General features: G+C 56.1%; 24 protein-coding genes. 15 read left to right on the top strand and 9 right to left on the bottom strand.

Annotated features, from left to right (window positions below):
- Nucleotides 1–163 precede the first annotated feature (163 nt).
- Together RVY89_RS07100 and RVY89_RS07095 are read right to left on the bottom strand one after the other, a co-directional pair.
- Nucleotides 164–670: a YqhG/Tai3 family protein gene (locus tag RVY89_RS07100; protein WP_484827320.1), complete on the bottom strand. Its 507-nt coding sequence runs from the start codon at nt 668–670 to the stop codon at nt 164–166.
- 169 nt (nt 671–839) lie between these two features.
- Nucleotides 840–1,037 (bottom strand): hypothetical protein, encoded by a 198-nt coding sequence (locus tag RVY89_RS07095; RefSeq protein WP_484827319.1) that lies wholly within the window; start codon nt 1,035–1,037, stop codon nt 840–842.
- Nucleotides 1,038–1,288: 251 nt separating this feature from the next.
- Here RVY89_RS07095 and ppk2 point away from each other — a divergent pair, with 251 nt between their 5' ends.
- The 3 genes from ppk2 (at nt 1,289) to RVY89_RS07080 (ending at nt 2,721) form a co-directional block, all read left to right on the top strand.
- Nucleotides 1,289–2,107 (top strand): polyphosphate kinase 2, encoded by an 819-nt coding sequence (gene ppk2 / locus RVY89_RS07090; RefSeq protein WP_371898177.1) that lies wholly within the window; start codon nt 1,289–1,291, stop codon nt 2,105–2,107.
- Between the two features lie 102 nt (nt 2,108–2,209).
- On the top strand, nt 2,210–2,398 hold the full coding sequence (locus RVY89_RS07085) for a type II toxin-antitoxin system CcdA family antitoxin (RefSeq protein ID WP_484827318.1): 189 nt from the start codon (nt 2,210–2,212) through the stop codon (nt 2,396–2,398).
- Nucleotides 2,398–2,721, top strand: a complete 324-nt coding sequence (locus tag RVY89_RS07080) for a CcdB family protein (RefSeq protein WP_484827317.1) — start codon at nt 2,398–2,400, stop codon at nt 2,719–2,721. Before RVY89_RS07085 ends, RVY89_RS07080 begins: the two co-directional genes overlap by 1 nt.
- A 51-nt stretch (nt 2,722–2,772) precedes the next feature.
- On the opposite strand, the gene fdnI is transcribed toward RVY89_RS07080, so the two are convergent.
- The 3 genes from fdnI to fdnG are packed head-to-tail and all read right to left on the bottom strand — an operon-like array spanning nt 2,773 to nt 7,365.
- Nucleotides 2,773–3,429 carry a formate dehydrogenase-N subunit gamma gene (gene fdnI / locus RVY89_RS07075; RefSeq protein WP_371898180.1) on the bottom strand — a complete coding sequence of 219 codons (657 nt, stop codon included), beginning with the start codon at nt 3,427–3,429 and terminating at the stop codon, nt 2,773–2,775.
- Complete coding sequence (gene fdxH / locus RVY89_RS07070) at nt 3,422–4,306, bottom strand: formate dehydrogenase subunit beta (RefSeq protein ID WP_484827316.1); 885 nt, start codon at nt 4,304–4,306, stop codon at nt 3,422–3,424. Before fdxH ends, fdnI begins: the two co-directional genes overlap by 8 nt.
- An 11-nt stretch (nt 4,307–4,317) precedes the next feature.
- Entirely contained in the window at nt 4,318–7,365 is a 3,048-nt protein-coding gene (gene fdnG / locus RVY89_RS07065; RefSeq protein ID WP_484827315.1) for a formate dehydrogenase-N subunit alpha, read from the bottom strand.
- Between the two features lie 221 nt (nt 7,366–7,586).
- Here fdnG and yddG point away from each other — a divergent pair, with 221 nt between their 5' ends.
- The 3 genes from yddG (at nt 7,587) to RVY89_RS07050 (ending at nt 10,687) form a co-directional block, all read left to right on the top strand.
- Nucleotides 7,587–8,465 carry an aromatic amino acid DMT transporter YddG gene (yddG, locus tag RVY89_RS07060; RefSeq protein WP_337280019.1) on the top strand — a complete coding sequence of 293 codons (879 nt, stop codon included), beginning with the start codon at nt 7,587–7,589 and terminating at the stop codon, nt 8,463–8,465.
- A gap of 621 nt (nt 8,466–9,086) precedes the next feature.
- The gene (ompC, locus tag RVY89_RS07055; protein ID WP_484827314.1) at nt 9,087–10,169 is read left to right on the top strand and encodes a porin OmpC; all 1,083 of its coding nucleotides are present in this window, start codon (nt 9,087–9,089) and stop codon (nt 10,167–10,169) included.
- A 77-nt stretch (nt 10,170–10,246) separates the two neighbouring features.
- Nucleotides 10,247–10,687: a GFA family protein gene (locus RVY89_RS07050; RefSeq protein ID WP_313148703.1), complete on the top strand. Its 441-nt coding sequence runs from the start codon at nt 10,247–10,249 to the stop codon at nt 10,685–10,687.
- Here the strand turns inward: RVY89_RS07050 and RVY89_RS07045 are convergent.
- Nucleotides 10,677–11,621, bottom strand: coding sequence for a LysR substrate-binding domain-containing protein (locus RVY89_RS07045; protein ID WP_484827313.1), 945 nt, complete (start codon nt 11,619–11,621; stop codon nt 10,677–10,679). The genes RVY89_RS07050 and RVY89_RS07045 overlap by 11 nt on opposite strands.
- 170 nt (nt 11,622–11,791) lie before the next feature.
- On the opposite strand from RVY89_RS07045, the gene RVY89_RS07040 reads away from it, so the two are divergent.
- From RVY89_RS07040 to RVY89_RS07010, 7 genes are read left to right on the top strand one after another with little or no spacing between them, the layout of a single operon-like run.
- Nucleotides 11,792–12,742, top strand: a complete 951-nt coding sequence (locus RVY89_RS07040; RefSeq protein WP_484827312.1) for a branched-chain amino acid ABC transporter permease — start codon at nt 11,792–11,794, stop codon at nt 12,740–12,742.
- 8 nt (nt 12,743–12,750) lie between these two features.
- A complete protein-coding gene (locus tag RVY89_RS07035) occupies nt 12,751–13,857 on the top strand; it encodes a branched-chain amino acid ABC transporter permease (RefSeq protein WP_484827311.1) in 1,107 nt (368 codons plus the stop codon).
- The gene (locus RVY89_RS07030; RefSeq protein WP_484827310.1) at nt 13,854–14,621 is read left to right on the top strand and encodes an ABC transporter ATP-binding protein; all 768 of its coding nucleotides are present in this window, start codon (nt 13,854–13,856) and stop codon (nt 14,619–14,621) included. The genes RVY89_RS07035 and RVY89_RS07030 overlap by 4 nt, the downstream gene beginning before the upstream one ends.
- Nucleotides 14,614–15,333 carry an ABC transporter ATP-binding protein gene (locus tag RVY89_RS07025; protein WP_484827309.1) on the top strand — a complete coding sequence of 240 codons (720 nt, stop codon included), beginning with the start codon at nt 14,614–14,616 and terminating at the stop codon, nt 15,331–15,333. Before RVY89_RS07030 ends, RVY89_RS07025 begins: the two co-directional genes overlap by 8 nt.
- Before the next feature lie 28 nt (nt 15,334–15,361).
- Nucleotides 15,362–16,519 carry a branched-chain amino acid ABC transporter substrate-binding protein gene (locus RVY89_RS07020; RefSeq protein ID WP_484827308.1) on the top strand — a complete coding sequence of 386 codons (1,158 nt, stop codon included), beginning with the start codon at nt 15,362–15,364 and terminating at the stop codon, nt 16,517–16,519.
- A 17-nt stretch (nt 16,520–16,536) separates the two neighbouring features.
- Nucleotides 16,537–17,019: an L-2-amino-thiazoline-4-carboxylic acid hydrolase gene (locus RVY89_RS07015; protein ID WP_484827307.1), complete on the top strand. Its 483-nt coding sequence runs from the start codon at nt 16,537–16,539 to the stop codon at nt 17,017–17,019.
- Nucleotides 17,016–18,242, top strand: a complete 1,227-nt coding sequence (locus RVY89_RS07010) for a Zn-dependent hydrolase (RefSeq protein ID WP_484827306.1) — start codon at nt 17,016–17,018, stop codon at nt 18,240–18,242. The genes RVY89_RS07015 and RVY89_RS07010 overlap by 4 nt, the downstream gene beginning before the upstream one ends.
- 35 nt (nt 18,243–18,277) lie before the next feature.
- On the opposite strand, the gene RVY89_RS07005 is transcribed toward RVY89_RS07010, so the two are convergent.
- Nucleotides 18,278–20,161 (bottom strand): potassium transporter Kup, encoded by a 1,884-nt coding sequence (locus RVY89_RS07005; protein ID WP_484827305.1) that lies wholly within the window; start codon nt 20,159–20,161, stop codon nt 18,278–18,280.
- A gap of 89 nt (nt 20,162–20,250) precedes the next feature.
- Nucleotides 20,251–21,738 (bottom strand): SmvA family efflux MFS transporter, encoded by a 1,488-nt coding sequence (locus RVY89_RS07000; RefSeq protein WP_484827304.1) that lies wholly within the window; start codon nt 21,736–21,738, stop codon nt 20,251–20,253.
- A 116-nt stretch (nt 21,739–21,854) separates the two neighbouring features.
- On the opposite strand from RVY89_RS07000, the gene RVY89_RS06995 reads away from it, so the two are divergent.
- Nucleotides 21,855–22,448 (top strand): TetR family transcriptional regulator, encoded by a 594-nt coding sequence (locus tag RVY89_RS06995; RefSeq protein ID WP_484827303.1) that lies wholly within the window; start codon nt 21,855–21,857, stop codon nt 22,446–22,448.
- Nucleotides 22,449–22,502: 54 nt separating this feature from the next.
- On the opposite strand, the gene nhoA is transcribed toward RVY89_RS06995, so the two are convergent.
- Nucleotides 22,503–23,348 carry an N-hydroxyarylamine O-acetyltransferase gene (gene nhoA, locus RVY89_RS06990; protein ID WP_484827302.1) on the bottom strand — a complete coding sequence of 282 codons (846 nt, stop codon included), beginning with the start codon at nt 23,346–23,348 and terminating at the stop codon, nt 22,503–22,505.
- Between the two features lie 108 nt (nt 23,349–23,456).
- On the opposite strand from nhoA, the gene RVY89_RS06985 reads away from it, so the two are divergent.
- Nucleotides 23,457–24,029: a flavin reductase family protein gene (locus tag RVY89_RS06985; protein WP_371898195.1), complete on the top strand. Its 573-nt coding sequence runs from the start codon at nt 23,457–23,459 to the stop codon at nt 24,027–24,029.
- The last annotated feature ends 31 nt before the right edge of the window (nt 24,030–24,060 follow it).

The raw sequence follows: 24,060 nt of genomic DNA, 5'->3' as shown, positions 1-24,060 counted from the left end.
AACGGGCATTATTGAATAAACTTGTATGGTGAGCCAGTTCAAATCAGCTGGCTGACAGGTTCATCCATTGATTCAGGAATTTTCTCCAACTGCTACGCCGTGGGAATGGAAAACAAAAAGCCCCGGCATGTGTCAGGGCTTGAAAGGATTTGAGGTGTAGCTTTTACAGTGCGCTTTCTGCCGTTGCTTTAGCGCGTGTAATAGCACCAGCACTGAAAATAGGGTGCTCGTGATTGTTCGTTATGTCTCGGACGCGGTAGATTTTCCATGCATCATCTTCACGACGAAGAAAAACCTCAAGGTGGATGCTTCTCCCGTTACCCGCGCCCTCAATGACCTGGACTACTTCACCGTTTAAAAATGGCCTGGCGTTTTCAACTCGTAACGAAGGTATCCATTCGCGAGAGTAATCCTGGGTATACGTAAAATAGTCAGACTCTATTAGCTCTTGTTCTGAGATTTCCTGAATGACATTAATGCGAGCAATAGTATCAGCAGAAACATATTTACGCAGTTCGTCGACAGGATAAGGCCTGGCTTCATCGCTGCCGAATACGGAAAGATAGGATTTATAAAATGATTCGGTAGCGTCTTGCGCACTATGATCTTGGTTGGTAGCCGAACTGCACCCCACCAGCAATATAACGAATGATAGGAATATTCTTTTCATCAATGCATCCTGTAAATTTTAAAGGATGGTTGCATTTTGCGGTAACCTGGCCCCGGATACATGCTTTTTTGAACAAAATCAGAAATCCACTGCTTACCGTCATACATAGTCATGTGACCTATGCCATTTCCACCAGGGTATGGCTGTATCACAGCCACATCGCCAGAAATTAACGTTGAACTGGCGGCAGCTCACTGAATCCAGCACGTAATAATTCCGCCCCATAATCTTTTGCATAATCTGTGTTTGCTACCTTAACACCGCCAGCCAGAATGGCCAGGCGGGTAAACTTAGCACATTCACTATGAGAGCGCCCCAGAGCGTGTGAACGGAGATACGAAACCGCAGCTTCTTTATTCCAACTCATTCTTAATTCCTTTAAGTAAATAAGAATGAAATTATCACATTAACCACACATAAAATACGGGGTTAAACGTGCTGATTTTATTGCATCTGCATAGGGGAACGGGTGCTAAGCACCTTCGCGAATCCCTCAGTATCTGCTTAAAAAGTGTTGAGAAATTAATTACCTAAAAACACCACGTATCATTTCAGGTGGATTACACTTCATAGTGCGGTCTCGCTTTCTCCGCGCCGGACAACCTGAGGATGACAATCATGGGAAGCAAAAAGAAAACCCCTGTCGCTGTTGATGTCGTAACAAATGCACCGCTTAAGACCAAAGACTACGAAAAAGAGCTCCGCCGACTGCACGTTGAACTGGTTAAGCTCCAGCAGTGGGTCGTCGCCAAAGGGTTAAAAGTGTGTATTGTTTTTGAAGGACGCGATGGCGCCGGCAAAGGCGGCACCATCAAAGCGATCACCGAGCGCGTCAGCCCTCGCGTGTTTCGCGTTGTTGCGCTCCCTGCTCCGACTGAAAAGGAAAAAAGCCAGCTTTACTTCCAGCGCTATGTGCCCCACCTGCCCTCGGCCGGTGAAATCGTGATCTTCGATCGCAGCTGGTATAACCGCGCGGGTGTCGAACGGGTAATGGGGTTCTGCACGGAGGAACAGGCGGAGAAATTTTTAGACGGCGCGCCGGTCATGGAAAAAGCGATGGTCGATGCCGGGATTATCCTGCTGAAGTACTGGCTGGAGGTGACGCCGAAAGAGCAGGAGCGGCGCCTGCGCGACCGTATTAACGATGGGCGTAAGATCTGGAAGCTGTCGCCGATGGATATTAAATCCTTTAACCTGTGGGACGAGTACACCCGCGCCCGCGACGCCATGTTTGAAGCCACCGATACCGCATGGGCGCCGTGGTTTGTGGCGCGTTCAGAGGATAAAAAACGCGTTAGACTGAACATTATTTCGCATCTGCTTTCGCAAATCCCCTATAAAGAAATTCACGTAGACAAGGTGGATTTACCGAAACGCAAAATCGGCAAAGTCAAACCCACAAAATATCCGTTCCGCTATGTGGAGGAGCGATTCTAAAATTACTGGAATACGCCTCGCAGAATAGATATTACCAGGAGAAACGGTATTGTTTTTTGTTGGCTGCGGTTGATAATAACCGCTCCAACAGAGGAGATAAAAATGAAACCAAACCGCAGTAAAGACGCTGGTAAAAGGGAGAGCGTGGCGAGTGGCGTGTCCCGTGAGGCCCTGACATCAGAGGTGCGAAGAAGTCGGCATCAGCAAGATAAAGAGTTCATAAGAGCCATGAATGAATTTACGGCTAAAGCGGGACTATTATCAGACGATCCTTTCTTTGGAGGGATTTAATGTGTTTTCAATTTGACGTTTACCGTAACCCTTCAGAGAGAACACGGGATTACCAGCCTTATTTTATGATAATTCAACATGACTATTATGATGATTTATCAACGAGACTCATTATTCCATTAAGTTACCACAACTATTTACGTGGACATATCAACGCCGCAGCGCCGTTAGTTAATATTGATTTTGAGCGATATTTTCTAAATACATCTGGCATAACACACGTGGAGAAAAAGAAACTAAATAATAAAGATTTTGTATGCGATCTTCGCAGCGCGAGAAGTACCGTGATTGCGGCGATAGATGCGTTAGTGACCAATACATAACGTAGGCCCGCGCAAGCGCAGCGCCGCCGGACAAAGCCGACGGCGCAGGTCTTACTTAATCCCTTCCGTACTTTCCTGTTTTGCTTCCAGCCGTTCCACATCACGATACCAGCGCGGGTGATGTTTCTGCGCCCAGCGGCGGCTCACCTTCCCTTCAATCATCCCTTTAATCGATCCCTTTACCCAGAACGCCATATACATATGGATCAGGATGGCGTGGATCAGAACGATCGCCGACGTGGCGTGAATCAGCAGCGCGTAGCGAATCACCTGAATCGGGAAATAGTGCGCAAAATACGGACGCCAGATAATCACGCCGGTCACCAGCAGCACAAAAATCATGCTCATGATGGTCCAGAACATCATCTTCTGTCCGGCATTGTATTTCCCCACCTTCGCGACCTTATGCTCGTTACCCTTCAGGACTTCGACAATCCCTTTCACCCACGGGATGTCCTGCTTGTCCGGAATGTTGTGATGGACGAAGCGCACGAACATAAACATCAGCACCACGAAGATCAGCACGCCGAAGAACGGGTGGAGAATGCGCCCCATCTGCGGCGTGCCGAAGGTTTCGGTCAGCCACTGCAGCGTTGGGAAGAAGAACGAAATCCCCGACACCGCCACCAGGAAGAAGCAGATCACCACCGTCCAGTGACAGGCGCGGTCAACAAACTTCGTGCGCACTATCATTTTCGACTTACTCATGATGCTCCTCCTCGTCGTCATCCACCTCTTTATTCGGCCCGATACCGATATAGTGATAAATCAGCCCCGCAAAGGTAGCGATAAAGCCCGCCGCCGAGAGCGGTTTAAGCGCCCCTTTCCACAGGTTAATGGACGTATCGATGGCCGGATCCTTCGGCAGGTTGTGATACAGCTCCGGCTGGTCGCTATGGTGCAGCACATACATCACGTGCGTACCGCCCACGCCCTGCGGGTTGTAAATGCCCGCTTTGTCGTAGCCCCGTGCTTTGAGCTTATCGACGCGCTGCTGCGCCACGTCCAGCATCTCTTTTTTTGTGCCGAAGTGGATCGCCCCGGTTGGACAGGTCTTGACGCAGGCAGGCTCCTGCCCGACGCTGACGCGGTCCACGCACAGGGTGCATTTGTATACCCGGTTATCCTCTTTATTGAGGCGCGGAATATTAAACGGACAGCCCGCGATGCAATAGCCGCAGCCAATGCAGTTGTCCTGCTGGAAGTCGACGATACCGTTGGCGTACTGAATTATCGCGCCGGCAGACGGGCACGCCTTCAGGCATCCCGGATCTTCGCAGTGCATGCAGCCGTCTTTGCGGATCAGCCACTCCAGCCTGCCGTTCTGCTCGGTTTCGCTAAAACGCATCACCGTCCAGGATTTGGCGCTCAGATCCGCCGGATTGTCGTAGACCCCAACGCAGTGCCCTACTTCGTCGCGGATGTCGTTCCACTCTGAGCACGCCACCTGGCAGGCCTTACAGCCCACGCAGGAGGAGACGTCGATAAGCTTGGCGACTTCTGCCTTGTAGTCCCGCGCGCGGGGCGCGGGAGTTATCGGGTTAGTCGCGGAGCGTTTGATAACGTCTTGTGTTTCCATCGCCATTGAATCGCTCCTCACGCTTTCTCGATGTTGACCAGAAACGCCTTATACTCTGGCGTTTGCGAGTTGGAATCGCCGACGTTAGGCGTCAGGGTATTGGCGATGTAGCCTTTCTGCGCCACGCCTTCAAAGCCCCAGTGCAGCGGGATACCGACGGTTTCCACCTGCTGCCCGTGCACGTTCAGACTTTGCAAACGACGGGTCACCACCGCCACCGCGCGAATAAAGCCGCGCTTGCTGCTCACCTTCACGCGGTCGCCGTTGGCAATCCCTTTCGCTTTCGCCAGCGTTTCGCTGATTTCCACAAACTGCTCCGGCTGCGCGATAGCGTTAAGCCGCGCGTGCTTGGTCCAGGTGTGGAAATGCTCGGTCAGGCGGTAGGTTGTTCCCACGTACGGGAATTTGTCCTTTTTGCCCAGACGCAGCGCGTCGTCTTCGTAGAGACGCACCACCGGACTGGAAATCACGTTCGGGTGCAGCGGGTTGGTGCCCAGCGGCGTTTCCATCGGCTCGTAGTGTTCCGGGAATGGCCCTTCCGCCAGCTTGTTGAGAGCAAACAGGCGCCCCAGCCCTTCCGGCTGCATGATAAACGGCCCGGTATTGCTGCCCGGCGCGGCGGTGCCGTAGTCCGGGATATCGTTACCCGTCCATTTCGCCCCGTTCCACTGGATCAGCATGCGCTTCGGATCCCACGGCTTGCCGTTGATGTCCGCCGATGCGCGGTTGTACAGCACGCGACGGTTCAGCGGCCACGCCCATGCCCAGCCGAGGGTGTTGCCCAGCCCGGACGGATCGGCGTTGTCGCGGTTGGCCATCTGGTTACCCTGCTCCGTCCAGCTGCCGGTGTAGATCCAGCAGGACGAGGCCGTGGTGCCGTCGTCGCGCAGCAGCGCGAAGCTGTTCAGCAGCTGGCCTTTCTTCGCCAGCAGATTGCCGCTCGCGTCATACAGATCCGCCAGCGCCACGCCGTTGTTCTCTTTCGCGACTTCTTCAGACTCGGGACGGTCCGGCTGCTTGTAGCTCCAGCTCATCTTCAGAAGCGGCTCAGCGCCTTTGCCGCCTTCGGTGCGGTACATCTCGCGCAGGCGATGGTAAATTCCGGCCAGGATCTCGCCGTCGTTGCGCGCCTCACCCGGTGCGTCCTGACCTTTCCAGTGCCACTGCAGCCAGCGGCCGGAGTTGGCAATGGAGCCGTCCTCTTCGGCAAAACAGGTCGACGGCAGGCGGAACACTTCGGTCTGAATCGACGCCGGATCGACATCGTTTGATTCCCCGTGGTTCTGCCAGAAGGTAGAGGTCTCGGTCACCAGCGGATCGATAATGACCATGTACTTCAGCTTGCTCAGGCTGCGAACGACTTTGTTTTTGTCCGGGAATGACGCCACCGGGTTGAAGCCCTGACAGATATAGCCCGTGACATTGCCCTTATCCATCATGTTGAAATACTTGATGACGTCATAAGCCTGATCCCACTTCGGCAGCCACTCAAAGCCCCAGTCGTTCTCTTTCTGCGCCGCGTCGCCGTAGAAGGATTTCATCAGGCTGACGTAGAACTTCGGATAGTTGCTCCAGTAGTTCACCTGATCCGGCAGCGTCGCCTTCGGCGTATTTGCCGCCAGATAGGTTTGCAGATCGACCTGCTTTTCAGACGGCAGCGTCAGGTAGCCCGGCAGGCTGGTCGACAACAGACCGAGATCGGTCAGCCCCTGAATGTTAGAGTGACCGCGCAGCGCGTTCACGCCGCCTCCCGCCATGCCCATATTGCCGAGCAATAGCTGGATCATCGCCATGGTGCGGATGTTCTGCGCGCCAACGGTGTGCTGCGTCCAGCCCAGCGCGTACAGGAACGTGGTGGTTCTGTCGGCGGCGCTGGTGGAGGCTAGTACCTCACACACCTTCATGAAGTCCGCTTTCGGCGTGCCGCAGATGTTTTCCACCACCTCCGGCGTGTAGCGGGAAACGTGCTGCTTCAGCAGGTTCCACACGCAGCGCGGATGCGTCAGGGTTTCATCGCGCATCGCAAAGCCGTTTTCGTCAAACTGATAGTTCCAGGACGTTTTGTCGTACTGGCGCTTTTCTGCGTCATAGCCGCTAAACAGTCCGTCATCGAAGGCAAAATCATCCCGCACCAGCAGGTTCGCGTTGGTGTAGTGCTTAACGTATTCCGCGTTAATTTTGTTGTTTTCGATCAGGTACAGCAGCACGCCGGACAGGAAAGTAATGTCCGTACCGGAGCGGATTGGCGCATAAATATCGGCCACCGATGCCGTACGCGTAAAGCGCGGATCGACGACGATAAGCGTCGCATCGTTGTTGTTTTTCGCTTCCATCGCCCAGCGGAACCCCACCGGATGGGCCTCAGCGGCGTTACCGCCCATCACCACCACGACGTTAGCGTTTTTGATATCAACCCAGTGGTTGGTCATCGCACCGCGACCAAATGTTGGAGCAAGACTTGCTACCGTTGGTCCGTGTCAGACGCGCGCCTGGTTGTCTACCGCCAGCATGCCGAGAGAGCGCACAAATTTTTGCGTCAGCATGCCGGTTTCATTGCTCGCCGCAGAGGCGCATAGCATGCCGGTGGAAAGCCAGCGGTTGACCGTCACGCCCTGCGCGTTCTTTTCAATAAAGTTGGCGTCGCGGTCGGCTTTCATTAATTTGGCAATACGGGAGAAGGCCTCATCCCAGGAGATACGCTGCCATTTATCAGAACCCGGCGCGCGGTATTCCGGGTAGCGCAGGCGGTTTTCGCTGTGAACGTAGTCCAGCAGCCCCGCTCCTTTCGGGCAAAGCGCCCCGCGGCTCACCGGGTGATCCGGATCCCCTTCAATATGGTAAATCGCTTCTCTGGCGTTCTTCGCACCATCGCCCAGGCTATACATTAAAAGCCCACAACCTACGGAGCAGTATGTGCAGGTGTTACGGATCTCTTTTGCACGCAGTAGTTTATAGTTGCGTGCCTGAGCCAGCGCCATTTTGGGAGCAAATCCCAGCATGGCTGCCGTTGTTCCGGCCATACCGCCCGCGCAGATTTTAAAAAATTGTCTGCGGCTGACGTCCATTGTTGTCCTCGTTATCTGAAAAGACTTCGCGCCGCAAACTATCATCAAAGCCCCTGTTTTTTTTGCGTCAAATCAAGGTCATCTCCCTTCCCCCCCTTAATAGTCACCTCCGGTACGGTTAAATACCCCTTTTTGATTAACGGCTTAAGAGAATAATTCGCGACAGCGTCAGGATGAATGCGCTACATTTTCCCTCTGATTTTTATTGCAATGGCGAAGTAATGGACAGAAAAAGAGCAACGCTTATTGGGCTGGCGGCGATATTGTTATGGAGCACCATGGTCGGCCTTATTCGCAGCGTGAGTGAGGGACTGGGGCCGGTAGGCGGTGCGGCAATGATCTATACCCTCAGCGGATTGCTGTGCCTGGTGACGGTAGGATTTCCTGATATCAGACGGTTTTCCCCCCGCTATCTTATTGCCGGCAGCGTTTTATTTGTCAGTTACGAAATATGCCTGGCGCTGTCGCTGGGCTATGCCGCAACGCGCTCGCAGGCAATAGAAGTGGGCATGGTCAATTACCTTTGGCCAAGCCTGACCATTGTGTTTGCCATCTTGTTCAACGGACAGAAATCAACCCTGTGGGTGATCCCCGGCTTAGCCGTCTCATTGCTGGGCGTCTGCTGGGTATTGGGCGGTGAACAGGGTTTACATCTTGATGAAATAACCCGCAATATCGTTTCCAGCCCGCTGAGTTACGCGCTGGCGTTTGCCGGGGCATTTATCTGGGCCGCCTACTGCACGGTCACCAGCAAATTTGCTAAAGGACAAAACGGCATTACCCTGTTTGTTTTGCTCACCGCGCTGAGCCTGTGGGTGAAATATGCCCTGAGCGATCAGCCCGAGATGGTGTTCACGCTTCCGGTGGTGGTGAAGCTTGTTATGTGTGGGATCGCGCTTGGGTTCGGTTACGCCGCATGGAATATTGGCATTCTTCACGGTAACGTCACGGTACTGGCTGCCGTATCCTATTTTACCCCTGTCCTTTCAGCCGCGCTTGCCGCCGCGGTGCTGAGTTCCCCCCTCTCTTTCTCGTTCTGGCAAGGCGCGCTGATGGTCTGCGCCGGGTCGTTGCTCTGCTGGTACGCAACCAGAAAATAATATTGATTTCGCTGTCGGGTAATATTTATCCCGACAACGAAAAATTAACATAAATTTAATATGTGAGCGTGCACCAAAATATTTATCAGGCAAGTAGAGCACGCGTTTAGATTCTGTTTATATTACCGCCTTTTCGTAAACAACCGTCTTCTTTTATTGACATAAATTGACACCGTAGGGTGATTAGTCTCTTGCAAATACTCACAATGTTAATAGCACGAAGTGCAATAGTATGTTTCTGTGTATTTCCATGAAAACATCGAAAATCTCGCACGCTTGATAGGCATAAACAATATCTTACGGCTAAATACAGGGTTTAACTTGCCTCAAAAGCACGGAAATACCGACAATTAACAGCTTTTATTAAACCGTAATGAAACTATATTCACGGCAATCAAATCCATTTAAAATTGATTAAATAACCACCATTTCACGCTATTCCCTCGCCATTTACCCGATCTCGATCACACTAACTGAAATTATTGCTAATATTTTGAAACTTATTATTGAAATAGGACTACAAGATTTTTAAAAATAGCATGCCATTGACGATTAGCCTCGTTTAGAAATTGTTCAAAGTGGCTCAGGAAATACCTAAGAAAATTATAAGGAATATTTAAGATGAAACTTAAATTAGTTGCAGTGGCAGTGACTTCCATGTTGGCAGCAGGCGTTGTAAACGCGGCTGAAATTTATAACAAAGACGGTAACAAGCTGGATCTGTACGGTAAAGTAACAGGTCTGCACTATTTCTCTGATGATACCAGCAACGACGGCGACAAAACTTACGTTCGTCTGGGCTTCAAAGGCGAAACTCAGATCAACGATCAGCTGACCGGTTACGGCCAGTGGGAATATGAGTTCAAAGGCAACCGTTCTGAATCCCAGGGCACTGACGGCAGCAAAACCCGTCTGGCATTCGCGGGTCTGAAATTCAACGAATTCGGTTCATTCGACTACGGTCGTAACTACGGTGTTGCTTACGACATCGGCGCGTGGACTGACGTTCTGCCAGAGTTCGGTGGTGATACCTGGACCCAGACTGATGGCTTTATGACTGGCCGTACGACTGGCGTTGCAACCTACCGTAACACCGACTTCTTCGGTCTGGTTGACGGTCTGAACGTTGCCGCTCAGTACCAGGGTAAAAATGATAACCGTGACATCACCGAAGCGAACGGTGACGGCTGGGGTCTGTCTTCTACCTATGAAATGAACGGTTTCGGCGTCGGTGCAACCTACGCGAAATCTGACCGTACTGACCGTCAGGTTGCTGCAGGTCGCGTTGCTAACACCGTTAACGCTGGCGGTGAGAACGCAGAAGTATGGGCTGCTGGCCTGAAATATGATGCGAACAACATCTATCTGGCAACTACCTACTCTGAAACCCGCAACATGACCAACTTCGGTAGCGGTTATATCGCGAACAAAGCTCAGAACTTCGAAGTTGTTGCTCAGTACCAGTTTGACTTCGGTCTGCGTCCATCCATCGCTTACCTGAAATCCAAAGGTAAAGACCTGGGTTCATACGGCGACCAGGATCTGGTTGAATACGTTGACGTTGGCGCGAGCTACTACTTCAACAAAAACATGTCTACCTATGTTGATTACAAAATCAACCTGGTTGACGACAACAGCTTCACCAAAGCAACTGGCGTTGCTACCGACAACATCGTAGCTGTAGGCCTGACCTACCAGTTCTAAGATTTGTCACGATAAAAGGCCAGCCCATGTGGCTGGCTTTTTTTATACGGATTTCTGGCGTCAAAAAGGAGTACGCCATGCACATATTCAAAGGACGCTGCCTGTGCGGAATGAGTCAGTTCAGCGTGAGCCTCAACAATTTTGACGTGTACGCATGTCATTGTACGCAATGCCAGAAGTGGTCAGGTGGCATTGCCATGTATCTTGAGCCGCAGGGCGAACCGCTTCTGGAGCAAGACTCTATTGCCCCTTCTCATTTCTGCTCGTCGACTCGAGGAGAACGCTGGTTTTGCCCCGGCTGCGGCTGCCCGTTGTGGTTCAAACTCACCTCCACGGCGCGCTATTTCATTCCCTGGACGCTGCTTGAGATGAGCGAAGATGAGCGACGTCGGCTGGTGCTCGCAGCAGAAATCTATACCGAAACCCAACCTGCGTTTTTTGGTCTGACCGGGCAATACGCACGCTACAGCGGTTCGGAAATTGAAGCGCTGGATAAACACTGCCTGCTTACGCCGTAGACGAATCAACGCCCGCCGCCCGGCGCAGCCAGTTTTGCAACAGCTTACCGTCCTCGCTCATCCCTGAGTCTGAACGCACGCAGAGGTGATAGTCGCGCCCGTCATCAATGGGTAAGTCAAATATCTTCACCAGCTCGCCGCTCTCAAGATACGGCGCAATCAGCGGCTCGCGCATTAGCGCACAGCCCAGCCCGGCCTGCACGCCCGCCAGCGTTAACAGCCCGTCTTCAAACAGAGGGCCGCTGCGCCGCAGAGGACGTTTTACCCCCTGCTGCAGAAACCACTGCGCCCACGTGGTGCGCTCCTCGTCATGCAGTAGCGGCATTTGCAGCAACTGTTCAGGCGTGTCGATATGGCCATGAATGCGTAAAAACGCGCGGCTGCACACCGGCACCATCTGACCGGAAATCAGCTTTTCGCTCTGATAGCCCGCCCACTGACCGTTACCAAAACGAATCGACATATCCGACGCATCGCTCAGATAGTTGCGATGGTTGGCATACACTACGTTGATCTCGGTCTGCGGATTGGCACGCATAAAATCAGGCAGACGCGGGATAAACCACCCCATACCAAAAAGCGGGATCAGGCTGATGGTGACCTGACGCGTTTGTGCCTGCTCTGCCAGGTGCTCCGTCGCCTGGCGCAACACGTTAAACGCCGCGCGGATCGAGCGGTAATATTCCCGCCCGTGCTGGCTCAGCACCAGCCTGCGCCCCTGACGTTCCGTGAGCGGCATTTGCAGATACCCTTCGAGCACCCTGAGCTGATGACTGACCGCCGACGGGGAGATATCCAGCTCCTGCGCGGCCAGCGTGACGCTGCCCAGCCGGGCTATAGCCTCAAAGGCACGGACAGCCCGCAGCGGCGGATCGTTTGCCAGGCGGCTTTCTGCATACGCAGCCAGACTCGCCAATTGTTCTGTTTTATTCATATATTGATTTCTTTAGGCTTTTTGGCCGGAATCGCGATCACATCATCTTCATATAAATCATTAAGATAAAGCAATACCGGTTTATCATAAGAAATAATATATGTGTATTTTACAATTTAATTCAATTATTGGATGGTAGCCGCAGAACGAGCACTTTGCGGGTACAAACGTTGGATACACTCATACAACAACTGATCAACGGTGTGATGCTGGGAAGCATCTACGCGCTGATCGCGCTGGGCTATACCATGGTGTATGGCATTTTGCGCATTATTAACTTTGCTCACGGCGATATTCTGATGGTCGGCGCGCTCACCACGCTCTCCGCGATTAACGCCCTGAATGCCACCTTTCCACACATGCCGCTGCTGTTGCAGCTTGGCGTTGCCCTGGTGATAGCCATGGCCGTCTGCGCCCTGCTGGCAATGGCCGTGGAGCGCTTTGCCTACCGTCGACTGCGCAACGCCCCGCGCCTGGCGCCGCTGATCTCGGGTATCGGCGTCTCCGTTCTGCTGCAAACCGTGGCGATGATTATCTGGACGCGCAACCCGCTGATGTTCCCGCAGATCCTCCCGATGGACCCTATCGCCGTCACGTCCGGCAGCGAAGCGCATCCTCCTGCCATTGTCACCGTCACGGGAATCGTCACCGTTGTCCTGGCGCTGGCGGTGATGACCGGGCTGTGGCTGCTGGTGGAATACACCCGTCTGGGGCGCGGCATGCGCGCCGTGGCGGAAAACCCGCGCGTGGCCACGCTGATGGGGGTTAACCCAAATGCCATTATTACCCTGACGTTTGCCATTGGCGGCGTATTTGCCGCGCTGGCAGGCGTGATGATGGCGAGCAATTACGGTAACGCCAGCTTCTCGATGGGCTTTTTGCCCGGGATCAAGGCCTTTACGGCCGCCGTTCTGGGGGGCATCGGTAACATTCGTGGCGCAATGATAGGCGGGATCCTGCTCGGCATTATCGAAGCGCTGGGCGCTGGCTATCTGGGTGAACTGACCCATGGCGTATTTGGCAGCAACTATCAGGACGTCTTTGCCTTTATGGTGCTGATCCTGGTGCTGGTCTTCCGCCCGGCTGGCCTGCTGGGCGAGCGCGTGGCGCACAGGGCGTAAGGAATACCATGACAACACTTCAACTCCAGACCCCGGCGACCACGCGCAAATTCTGGTCAGGCATGAGCCTGTTCTGCCTCGCGCTGCTGATTGCTCCCGTGGTGGCCACGCAGCTTGGCGGCAACTACTGGGTGCGCGTTATCGACTTCGCCCTGCTCTACATCATGCTGGCGCTCGGGCTTAATATTGTGGTGGGCTATACCGGCCTGCTGGACATGGGCTTTATCGCCTTTTACGCGGTCGGCGCCTATCTCGCTGCGCTGATGGCCTCCCCACACCTGCTGGAAGTGTTTCCAATCCTCAGCGTCTGGTTCCCGGACGGGCTGCACACCCCGTATCTGCTCATTATTCCGCTGGCCGCCCTCGTCGCGGCAGTTTGCGGAATTTTACTCGGTGCTCCTACGCTCAAGCTGCGCGGGGACTACCTGGCGATAGTGACCCTCGGCTTTGGCGAAATCATCCGCATCCTGATGCGCAACCTCGACCGTCCGGTGAACATCACCAACGGCGCAAAGGGCATTACCGGGGTGGATACGCTAAACCTGTTCGGCCTGAAGTTTAGCGGCGTATACCACTGGTTTGGTTTCAAAGTGCCCGCGCTGTGGCTGTGGTACTACCTGCTGATGCTGGTGATTGTGGCGATTATTTTTGCCTGCCTGCGCCTGCAGCATTCCCGTATTGGTCGCGCCTGGCACGCCATCCGTGAAGATGAGGATGTGGCACGCGCGATGGGCATCAACGTGCGTAACTATAAGCTGCTGGCCTTTGCGATGGGCGCCTCCTTTGGCGGCGTGGCGGGTGCGCTTTTCGGCGCGTTTCAGGGCTTTGTATCCCCGGAATCCTTCACGTTACAGGAATCCATTGCCGTGCTGGCGATGGTGGTGCTGGGCGGTATGGGACATCTTCCGGGCGTGATCCTGGGCGCGGTACTGCTGACCGCCCTGCCGGAACTGCTGCGCAGCCAGGCAGCGCCGGTTCAGCAGGCGCTGTTCGGTACGGTGCTGATTGACCCTGAAGTGCTGCGTCAGCTGTTTTACGGCCTGGCGCTGGTGCTGGTCATGCTGGTGCGCCCTGCCGGGATCTGGCCGGTACGCCACAAGGAGGCGAAGGTATGAGCCTGTTAACCGTTCGCAACATGACAAAACGCTTTGGCGGGCTTACCGCCGTGGATGACGTTTCGATCGCCGTGAACAAGGGTGAGATCTACGGCCTGATTGGCCCTAACGGCGCGGGAAAAACCACCTGTTTTAACCTGATCACCGGGCTTTATCCGGCGGACAGCGGCGAATTTTCCATTGCCGACAGGCCCTATTTTCCAAAGCACATTGAGAAAGTTACCGCCGCCGGGATCGCCCGCACGTTTCAGAACGTCAGGCTGTTTAACGAGATGTCGGTGCTGGAAAACGTGATGGTGGGCCGCCACGTGCGCACCCGTAACGGCCTGTGGGCCGCGCTGAGCCGTCACAAACGCGCTCGCGAAGAAGAAAAGCAAACCCGCGCACTGGCCTGGCACTGGCTGGAGTACACCGGCATTGCGCAGTTCGCCCACTATCGCGCCTGCGATCTGGCCTATGGTCATCAGCGTCGCCTTGAAATCGCCCGCGCGCTAGCAACGGATCCGCTGCTGCTGGCGCTGGACGAGCCCGCCGCCGGGATGAACGCGGCGGAAAAAGTGGCGCTCGGCGAGCTGCTCATCCGCATCCGTGATGACGGCAAAACCCTGCTGATGATTGAGCATGACGTCAAGCTGGTGATGGGCATCTGCGACCGCCTGACGGTCCTTGATTACGGCAAAACGCTTGCCAGCGGCACGCCGGAGAGCGTGCGGCGCGACCCGGCAGTGATCGCCGCCTGGCTTGGAGGCAACGCCCATGTCTGAATTACTGAAGGTGGAACGTCTTGACGTGCATTACGGCGGCATTCAGGCCGTACGCGATGTCTCCTTTACCCTCCGCGAGGGCGAACAGGCGACGCTGATCGGCGCTAACGGCGCGGGGAAGAGCTCCACCGTACGCGCCATTACCGGGCTGGAAAGCTTTAGCGGCAGTATTGAGTTCAGCGGTAAATCGGTGCGTAAACAGAGCCCGGAGACCCTGCTTCGCGACGGGCTGGTGATGGTCCCGGAAGGCCGTGGGATTTTCTCCCGCATGACGGTACTGGAAAACCTGCAGATGGGCGCCTGGCTCAGGCGTGACACTGTCACCGTTAAGCGCGAGATGAACGAGATGTTTGAGCGTTTTCCGCGTCTGGGAGAACGCCAGCATCAGCTTGCCGGGCTGCTGTCCGGCGGCGAGCAACAGCTGCTGGCCCTTAACCGCGCCCTGCTCAGCCGCCCGCGCCTGCTGATCCTCGACGAACCGTCGATGGGCCTCGCCCCGAAGATGGTCGAAAACATTTTTGCCGTCATTGCCGGCCTGCGCGAGCGCGGCGTTGCCCTGCTGCTCATCGAACAAAACGCCCGTCTCGCGCTGGAAGTGACCGACAGCGCGTGGGTGATGGACAGCGGCAGCGTTGTTCATCATGGCGAATCGAAAGCGCTGCTCAATGACGACCAGATTGCACAGATTTATTTGGGCGAAATGCCCGTTTAACAACACCAGCCAACATCAGGGAAATACAATGAAAACAGTAAAAATCAGTGCGCTCAGCGCCGCTATTCTGCTCAGTAGTGTTGTCTCTACCGGAGCCTGGGCTGCCGACGGTGAAACCGTGGTTATCGGTCTTGCGGGGCCGCTGACCGGCCCGTCCGCCCGTATCGGGAAAGACCTGGAGAACGGTGCGCAGCTGGCAATTGACGACATTAACAAGCAGCACCCGACCATCGGCGGCAAAGCGGTGACCTTCAAACTGCAGTCCGAAGACGATCAGTCCGACCCGCGCACCGCCGTGGCCGTGGCGCAGCGTCTGGTGGACAGCGGCGTGGCGGGCGTGGTCGGCCACTGGAACACCGGTACCAGCATTCCTGCGGCGCGCATTTATCACGATGCGGGCATCGCCCAGGTTGCACCGGTCGCGACCGGTCATGCCTATACGCAACAAGGTTTTGATACCAGCTTCCGCGTGATGGGCCATGACGATGACGGCGGTCAGTTTGCCGGTCAGTACGCGGTGAATACCCTGAAAGCCAAACGCATTGCGGTGATCGACGACCGTACCGCATTTGGTCAGGGGCTTGCAGACCAGTTTATTAAATCGCTTGAAGCGCAGGGCGTGAAAATTGTCGATCGTCAGTACGTGGATGACAAAACGGTCGATTTCAGCGCCGTACTGACCGCTATCCGCAGTAAAAACGCCGATCTGATCTTCTTCGGCGGCGTCGACAGCCAGGCCGCACCGCTGGCGCGTCGCATCAAACAGCTGGGCATGAACGCCACGCTGATGGGCGCAGGCGGATTCGTCAGTCAGACGTTCCTGAAGCTGGCGCAGAAAGAAGGCGAAGGCGTGGTCGCGCTGGAGCCGGGTCTGCCTGTTGACCAGATGCCGGGCGGCAAAGCGTTTGAGCAGGCCTATCAGGCCCGCTACCACACCCATATCGAACTGCACGCCCCGTTCGCCTATGACGCCACTCGCGTGCTGGTTGCGGCGATGGAAAAAGCAGACTCCGTTGAGCCGTCCGACTATCTGCCCGCCCTGCGCGCCATCAGCTATTCCGGCGTCACCGGACAGATCGCGTTTGATAAAGAGGGCAACCTGAAATCGCCGTCGTTCACGGTCTACAAGGTTGTCGACGGCAAATGGCAGCCGCAGACCGTGCTGGGCGGCGCAAAAGCGAAGTAACGCAGCGAGGCAATGTGATGAGTGATAATAACGAGCTGGGCATTCTCGCCCGCCGCAAAATTGAAGCCGAAATTATTAAGCCAATTTATGAAATCCTGGTGCGCGAGATAGGGAAAGCCCGCGCCCAGGCGGTGATTGGCGAGGCCATTGAGCAGGCCGCGATTGACGCTGGCAAAGTTTTTGCCAGCAAAGAACCCAACGGCGCGGATGTGAAGAGCTTTATCGCCCTGCAGTATCTGTGGGAGAAAGATAACGCCCTGGAGGTGAAGGTGATCGACGCCGACGACCAGCAGTACAACTACAACGTGACCCGCTGTCGCTACGCGGAGATGTATCACGAGATGGGGCTGGGCGAGATTGGTCACCTGCTCTCCTGCGCGCGCGATGAAAAATTCATCGTTGGCTATGCGCCGGACGTGAAGCTGACCCGCACCACCACCATCATGCAGGGCGGTTCGTGCTGTGATTTCCGCTACCGCAGCAGCAAGGACAAGCCATGATCCGCGTCAACGCCGAACGGCTGTGGTCAACGCTTGAGATGATGGCGCAGATCGGCGGCACGCCCGCCGGTGGCGTCACCCGTCTGGCGCTGAGCGAGGAAGATCGTATTGCGCGTAACCTGCTGCGTGACTGGGCGCTGGAAGCCGGTTTTACCTGTGACGTCGACAGCATGGGCAATATGTTTATCCGCCGCGCGGGGAAAAACCCGCAGCTTGCCCCGGTCCTGACCGGTTCACATGTGGATACCCAGCCGCTGGGCGGGAATTACGACGGGGTTTACGGCGTGCTGGCCGGGCTGGAGCTGCTGCGTACCCTCAATGACCATCACGTTGAGACGGAGCGTGACATCGTGCTGGTGAACTGGACTAACGAAGAAGGCGCGCGCTTTGCGCCAGCCATGCTCGCTTCAGGGGTCTGGACGGGGCAGTTTAGCGAAGCATACGCTCATGCCCGCGCGGATAGCGATGGCATCACCGTGGGTGAAGCGCTGGATCGCATTGGCTACCGGGGTGAAGCCCCTGCCCGCGCGTTTCCGGTTCACGCCTGCTACGAACTGCACATCGAACAGGGCCCGATTCTGGAAGACGAAGCCCTGGATATCGGGTTAGTTCGCGCGGCAATGGGCCAGCGCTGGTTTACCCTGACGCTGGACGGATTTGCCGCCCACGCGGGCACCACGCCGATGCACAGCCGCCGCGACGCGTTGACCGCCTTCGCAGAGCTGGCGCTGAAGGTGGAAGAAATTGGCTATCGGCATGCGCCGGACGGACGCGCGACGATCGGTATGGCGCAGGTTACGCCAAACTCGCGCAACGTCGTGCCGTCTCGCGTGGTATGCAGCGTGGAGTTTCGCCATCCGGCGCAGGCGGCACTGGAAGCCATGGAGGCGGCGCTGCATAAGGTGGCTGAGAGCCTGAGCCTGCGCGGCGTGTCGGCTCTCGTTGAGCGCATTTTTGACTACGCGCCCATCGCGTTTGATGCCGAATGTCTGGCCCGCACGGAGAAGGCGGTGGCAGCACTGGGATATTCGTCGAAACCGATGGTCTCGGGTGCGGGACATGACGCCTGCTATGTCAGCAAAATTGCCCCTGCCAGCATGATCTTTATCCCCTGCGTGAAAGGCATCAGCCATAACGAAGCGGAAAGGATCCTGCCGGAGTGGTCGGAGAAAGGGGCGAACGTGCTGTTGCACAGCGTCCTGTACGCGGCCCAGGAGAGCTAGAACGGCGCGAAAGCAGCCCCTGCTTTCGCGCGACGCTAGACGGCAACGCGCCGGCTGATTTCAACCACCCGATCGCTGGGAAGGTGGTAGTGGTTGATGACGTGGGTGCAGTTGCGCTTCATGAAGGCAAAAATGTGTCGCTGCCAGGCCGCCATGCCTGTTCCGCTTTCACCTGCCACAATGGTTTCGTGCCCGACATACCAGGTGGCGTCGTCCGTGGCAAAAATTGCGTTAATCTCGCTGACGCCCTGCAACAAACGCGGGATGTCCGGGTGTTCCATAAAGCCATATTGCGCCACGCCGTGCCAGTAGCCCGGCGCGCGCTGCTCCACGCTGATACGCTGCTCTTCACCGACGTAGGGCACGTTGAGAATATCAATGGTCAGCGACAACACGTCCTGCTGCAGCGCCCGGTTTCGCGCGACGTGCCAGCGCATTACCGGCGGGATATTGTTCTGCGTGCGGGTCAAAAAGACGGCAGAACCCGTCACTCTGGGCACCGTCTTTTGCTGAAGCTGGGCAAAGAACGCATCCACGCTGACGCCCTTCTCGCCCACCGATGCGGATACCGCCTTAACGCCGCGATGCCAGATCAGCATCACCGTACAAATGGCGGCGGCCATTAGCAGCGGAATATAGCCGCCCTCAAGAACCTTAATCAGATTGGCAAATAAGAAGGTGGCATCGATCGTCAGGAAACAGAGGGCGATAATCCCGCTGCTGAACAGGCTCCAGCGCCATACTTCCCGCATGGCAACAAACAGCAGTCCTGTCGTCATCAGCATGGTTAACGACACGGCAATGCCGTACGCCGCGGCAAGCTTATCGGAGGATTTAAAGAACACCACCAGCCCTATCGTCACCACCATCAGCAGCCAGTTTATGATCCCGATATAAATCTGACCGTAGCTTTCTGCCGCCGTCTGTTTGATGCGTAACCGGGGTAACCAGCCGAGCTGAATGGCCTGGCGGGTCATGGAAAAAGCGCCGGTAATAATCGCCTGACTGGCGATGATCGTCGCCAGCGCGGCAAGAATGATGAGCGGCACCTGCAGCGCCGGCGGACAGAGCGTATAGAAAAGGTTTTGTTTGCTGTCGGCACCGGCCAGAATCAACGCTGACTGACCAGCATAGTTGAGCAGCAGCGAAGGAAAAACGACGCCGTACCAGGCAAGCCAGATGGGCTTTTTACCAAAATGCCCCATGTCGGCGTACAGCGCCTCGGCCCCCGTCACGCAGAGAAATACGCCTCCCAGGACCAGGAAACTGGTGTACCCGTTCGAAAACAAAAACGCGATGCCGTACGCAGGATTGAGGGCCAACAGTACCGAGGGGTGCTGAACGATCCCCCGCACGCCCAGGGCCGCAATCGCCAGAAACCACACCGCCATCACCGGGCCAAATATTTTCCCTATGCGGGCGGTGCCAAAAGGCTGGATGAGGAACAGCGCCAGCAAAATCGCCACCGTCAGGGGTAATATGTACGGCTGAGATTCCGGAATGACCATCTCCAGCCCTTCCAGGGCGGAAAGCACGGAGATGGCCGGGGTTATCGCGCCGTCACCGTAAATCAGCGCGGCGCCGATGAGGGCGGCAAAAATGACCCAGCGCCCGCCTTTACCTTTCTCCACCAGAAGCGACATCAGGGCCATAATGCCCCCCTCGCCATGATTATCAATTCGCATGGCGAAGGCGGCATACTTGATGGAGGTTACCAGGATGAGCGTCCAGGTAATCAGGGAGAGCAGGCCCAGGATGACGTCGGGCGTCGGGGCATGCTCAGAGAGCGAAAGCACGGTCCGGAAGGTATAAAGCGGGCTGGTGCCGATATCGCCAAAAACGACGCCCAGCGCGCCCCCTGCAAGCAGGGTTAACCGGGAGAGAGGTTGGGACGGTTCACTGCTGTGGCGCGGGCTCATATTTTCCAGCAAGAGTCAGATAATCCTTTAAAAAACATAGCCCATCTGCACCACACGCGCCAACCTCTGCCCCTGTTTTACCGCGTTTTTTACTGCGGATTAACCTTCGCCAGGCTGAACCAGATCCCCACTGCCAACAGCAGCAGCATGCCGCCCGCACTCCCCAGCGCCACGCTGTGGGAGGTAATAAACGCACTTTTCGCCGCCTCAATCACCGGCTCCGCCAGCGTCGGGGTCAGATCCTGCGCCACCTTCATCGCCTCACCAATGGATGACGAGGCTTTATCGACGAGCGAGGCATTCAGCCCCTTCGGCAGGTCAATTGAGGCCGAGAAGCTGCGGGTCAACAGCAGACCAAAAATGGCGATCCCCAGCCCGGCGCCCAGCTCATAGGACATGGTTTCAATCGCCCCTGCGGCGGCGGCTTTCTCCTTCGGCGCGGCAGCCATAATGGCGGAAGTCGAGGCCAGCAGCGCGCTGGCGGCACTGAAGCCGAGCAGCACCATCAGCCCCCACGCCTGCCACTGCTGCGTGCTGAAGTCGAGCGTCGACAGGCCGATAAAACTGACGGCGCTGAGCCCCATGCCGCCGGCCGCGACGATGCGTAGCCCTAATCGCCCAACCAGCACGCCCGCGATCGGCCCGCTGAACCCGCTGGCGACCATCACCGGCAGCATAAACATGCCCGCTTCAAACGGCGTAAAGCCGTGAACAAACTGCAGCTCCTGGGCCATCAGCAGCTCAAACCCGACCAGGGCAATCATGGCGGTCATCGCCATCACCACGCCGCTCAAAATGATGCGATGGCAGAAGAGACGCATATCGATCATCGGTACGCGGGCGCGAAGCTGAATACGCACGAAGATAAACAACAGCACCGAGCCGGTAACCAGCGCGGAGGCCACCAGCCACGGAGACAGCGCGCCCTTTAGCGCGGTTTTGGCGCTGTAGACCAGCAGCAAAATCGCCACAATCAGCATGATGGCATGGCTGATATTCAGCGGCTGCTCCGGACGACCCTGCTGGCGGGGCACAAAACGCGCCGCCAGCGACACCACCACCAGCACGATCGGCACGTTGATCAAAAACACCGATCCCCAGTAAAAATGCTCCAGCAGCATACCGCCAATCAGCGGGCCAAACGCCGCCCCGCCGGAACCGACCGCCGCCCAGACGCCGAGAGCGATGTTACGATCTCGCGCATCGATAAACAGCGTACGGATCCCTGCAAGCGTGGCCGGAATGATCATCGCCGCACCAATTGCCAGCGAGGCGCGCGCCGCAATCAGCCAACCTGCTGACGGGGCAAACGCTGCCGCCAGCGACGACAGGCCAAACAGCGTGCTGCCAATCATGAGCAGTCGTTTAAAACCAATCCGATCACCCAGGGCGCCCATCGGCAGCACCATACCCGCCATCACCAGCGAGTAGATATCGATGATCCACAATAATTCGTTACCGCTGGCGCCCAGCGTCATGCTCAATGTTGGCGCCGCCACGTGCAGCACCGTCGCGTCAATCGCCACCGGGATATACACCAGCACGATAATCACTAACGCTAACCACTGACGAAACATAAATTTCCTTTTCATTTTAAACCTGGACACATGTCCAGATTGCGATCCTACGTAAAGTTGAACGCGTGTCCAGCTTTTTGTTACACTCGTTTCGTTCCCATTGAGAGTGAGTAAAGATGCGATATCTGAGCAAGGATGAACGGCGAGAGGCCATCTTACAGGCCGCCATGCGCGTGGCGCTGGCAGAAGGACTGGCGGCAATGACGGTACGCCGCGTTGCGGCTGAAGCCGGAGTCGCGACCGGACAGGTTCACCATCACTTCACGTCCGGCGGGGAGCTAAAATCGCTGGCCTTCGTACGGCTAATCCGCGAGCTGCTGGATGCGGATGTCGCGGGCAAACGGGCCGGCTGGCGGGAGCAGCTTCATGCCATGCTCGGCAGCGATGACGGCAGGTTCGAGCCATATATTCGACTGTGGCGTGAAGCCCAGATCCTTGCCAGCCGCGATGCCGACATCAAGGGCGCGTATGTGATGACCATGGAGATGTGGCACCAGGAAACGGTGGCGCTGATCAACGCGGGAACGGAAGCCGGGGTATTTCGTCCCGGCGATCGGGCGGAAAATATCGCCTGGCGCTTGATTGGCCTGGTGTGCGGTCTTGACGGGATGTATATCTTAAACATGCCCGAAATGGATGAGGCCGCGTTTAACAATCATCTGGATAAGTTAATCACGCTCGAATTGTTTACTATCCCGTCTCAGCCTTGATGTTGCCGGGTGGCGGCGACGCCTTACCCGGCCTACAGCCCACTTCTTTGCGCACTATTTCCCGGCCTGAGGATGTGTATCAAAGCCCGCCATTACCGCCGTTAGCTCCGCCAGCGAAAATCCGTGTTTTGCATCGTCAACGCCCAGCCCAAAGCGTTCCTGCATCAGCTGGTAAAGCGCCTTTGCATCCGGCAGGTGAATCTGCTCCTCCACATGACCGTTCTGCCAGTGGGTAAAGTTGAAGTTGGTCAACGTCAGCTTGCCGCCGTCCGGAAGATGGCGGCACATCAGCAGATGATGGCGGAAATGGGACTGCGGCCAGTGCGCTGACCAGAAATTCCCCATCACGTAATCACTGAAATACTGTGTCGTCAGGTCAAAGTGGTACATCGACTGCCAGTGCTCGTGGTGACGGAACTGCAGCACCCAGTCGTTGCCTTCGCTCAGCAAACGATACAGGCCGTGCGGCGTTTCCTGTTCTTCACTGGCGAGCAGACGAATTGGCGCCGTCAGCGTCTGGCCGCCAAACCCCACGTCCGCAATCCAGCGCTCGCCGTTAAGCTCAACCAGCAGCAGGCGGTGCGTGCGCGGCGGCATTTGCGGCGGGCTCGCTAATACCACGCGTCCCAGCACGCTGCGTACCGTGAAACCGACTTCACGCAATACCCGCTCAAACAGGCCGTTTTGCTCAAAGCAATATCCTCCGCGACGTGCGGTGACCAGCTTGTCGACCAGACACCGATCGTCAAGCTGGATTTCGCGCGGCAGAACGACATCAATATTCTCAAAGGGGATTGCACAGTTGTGATGTAAATGCAGCGCGCGCAGGGTATCGATATCCACTCGAGTTGGTTGCGTCCAGCCGATGCGGGCGAAATAGGCGGTCAGGAATGGGGACATGAATCAGTTTCCTTTGATTGTGATGTTCTGTTTATAAACTAATTTTACGCGCTCACTTTGATTTCCGTGCTTTTTCGTCATACTCATCGGTGTAGATGAGGAGATCCTATGAGCCACTTTCGCCCTGTTGAATTACGTCATGCCAGCCGTCTGCTGAACCACGGCCCTACCGTGCTTATCACCAGTCGGGATGAAAGCCTCGACAGACGTAACGTGATGGCCGCCGCATGGTCAATGCCGGTTGAGTTTGAACCGCCGCGCATCGCAATCGTGGTGGACAAAAGTACCTGGTCGCGCGAGCTGATTGAACGCAGCGGGAAATTTGGCATCGTCATCCCCGGCGTGGCGGCAACCAACTGGACTTACGCGGTCGGTAGCGTCAGCGGGCGCGATGAGGACAAATTCAACTGCTACGGGATCCCGGTGGTGAACGGTCCTGAACTTGGCCTGCCGGTAATTGAAGAAAAATGTCTGGCATGGATGGAGTGCCGGTTATTACCCGCCACATCCGCAGCAGAGAAATACGACACCCTGTTTGGGGAAGTGGTTTCAGCGGCAGCCGATGAACGCGCGTTTATCGCCGGACGCTGGCAGTTTGACGAGGATAAGCTCAATACCCTGCATCATCTTGGGGCCGGGACGTTTGTGGCGAGCGGGAAGATGGTGAAGGCGCTGGATTGAGGAAACCCTCCCCCTATTGGGAGAGGGTGAC

This window comes from Enterobacter sp. 3U4, assembly GCF_057224565.1.
Note: the sequence above shows the minus strand (reverse complement) of the source record. Positions and strands in the feature narration are given on the sequence as shown.

Excerpts from the sequence above, each read along its gene's own strand:
- RVY89_RS07100 (WP_484827320.1), bottom strand. The coding sequence starts at position 670 with ATGAAAAGAATATTCCTATCATTCGTTATATTGCTGGTGGGGTGCAGT.
- RVY89_RS07095 (WP_484827319.1), bottom strand. The coding sequence starts at position 1,037 with ATGAGTTGGAATAAAGAAGCTGCGGTTTCGTATCTCCGTTCACACGCT.
- ppk2 (WP_371898177.1), top strand. The coding sequence starts at position 1,289 with ATGGGAAGCAAAAAGAAAACCCCTGTCGCTGTTGATGTCGTAACAAAT.
- RVY89_RS07085 (WP_484827318.1), top strand. The coding sequence starts at position 2,210 with ATGAAACCAAACCGCAGTAAAGACGCTGGTAAAAGGGAGAGCGTGGCG.
- RVY89_RS07080 (WP_484827317.1), top strand. The coding sequence starts at position 2,398 with ATGTGTTTTCAATTTGACGTTTACCGTAACCCTTCAGAGAGAACACGG.
- fdnI (WP_371898180.1), bottom strand. The coding sequence starts at position 3,429 with ATGAGTAAGTCGAAAATGATAGTGCGCACGAAGTTTGTTGACCGCGCC.
- fdxH (WP_484827316.1), bottom strand. The coding sequence starts at position 4,306 with ATGGCGATGGAAACACAAGACGTTATCAAACGCTCCGCGACTAACCCG.
- yddG (WP_337280019.1), top strand. The coding sequence starts at position 7,587 with ATGGACAGAAAAAGAGCAACGCTTATTGGGCTGGCGGCGATATTGTTA.
- ompC (WP_484827314.1), top strand. The coding sequence starts at position 9,087 with ATGAAACTTAAATTAGTTGCAGTGGCAGTGACTTCCATGTTGGCAGCA.
- RVY89_RS07050 (WP_313148703.1), top strand. The coding sequence starts at position 10,247 with ATGCACATATTCAAAGGACGCTGCCTGTGCGGAATGAGTCAGTTCAGC.
- RVY89_RS07045 (WP_484827313.1), bottom strand. The coding sequence starts at position 11,621 with ATGAATAAAACAGAACAATTGGCGAGTCTGGCTGCGTATGCAGAAAGC.
- RVY89_RS07035 (WP_484827311.1), top strand. The coding sequence starts at position 12,751 with ATGACAACACTTCAACTCCAGACCCCGGCGACCACGCGCAAATTCTGG.
- RVY89_RS07030 (WP_484827310.1), top strand. The coding sequence starts at position 13,854 with ATGAGCCTGTTAACCGTTCGCAACATGACAAAACGCTTTGGCGGGCTT.
- RVY89_RS07025 (WP_484827309.1), top strand. The coding sequence starts at position 14,614 with ATGTCTGAATTACTGAAGGTGGAACGTCTTGACGTGCATTACGGCGGC.
- RVY89_RS07020 (WP_484827308.1), top strand. The coding sequence starts at position 15,362 with ATGAAAACAGTAAAAATCAGTGCGCTCAGCGCCGCTATTCTGCTCAGT.
- RVY89_RS07015 (WP_484827307.1), top strand. The coding sequence starts at position 16,537 with ATGAGTGATAATAACGAGCTGGGCATTCTCGCCCGCCGCAAAATTGAA.
- RVY89_RS07010 (WP_484827306.1), top strand. The coding sequence starts at position 17,016 with ATGATCCGCGTCAACGCCGAACGGCTGTGGTCAACGCTTGAGATGATG.
- RVY89_RS07005 (WP_484827305.1), bottom strand. The coding sequence starts at position 20,161 with ATGAGCCCGCGCCACAGCAGTGAACCGTCCCAACCTCTCTCCCGGTTA.
- RVY89_RS07000 (WP_484827304.1), bottom strand. The coding sequence starts at position 21,738 with ATGTTTCGTCAGTGGTTAGCGTTAGTGATTATCGTGCTGGTGTATATC.
- RVY89_RS06995 (WP_484827303.1), top strand. The coding sequence starts at position 21,855 with ATGCGATATCTGAGCAAGGATGAACGGCGAGAGGCCATCTTACAGGCC.
- nhoA (WP_484827302.1), bottom strand. The coding sequence starts at position 23,348 with ATGTCCCCATTCCTGACCGCCTATTTCGCCCGCATCGGCTGGACGCAA.
- RVY89_RS06985 (WP_371898195.1), top strand. The coding sequence starts at position 23,457 with ATGAGCCACTTTCGCCCTGTTGAATTACGTCATGCCAGCCGTCTGCTG.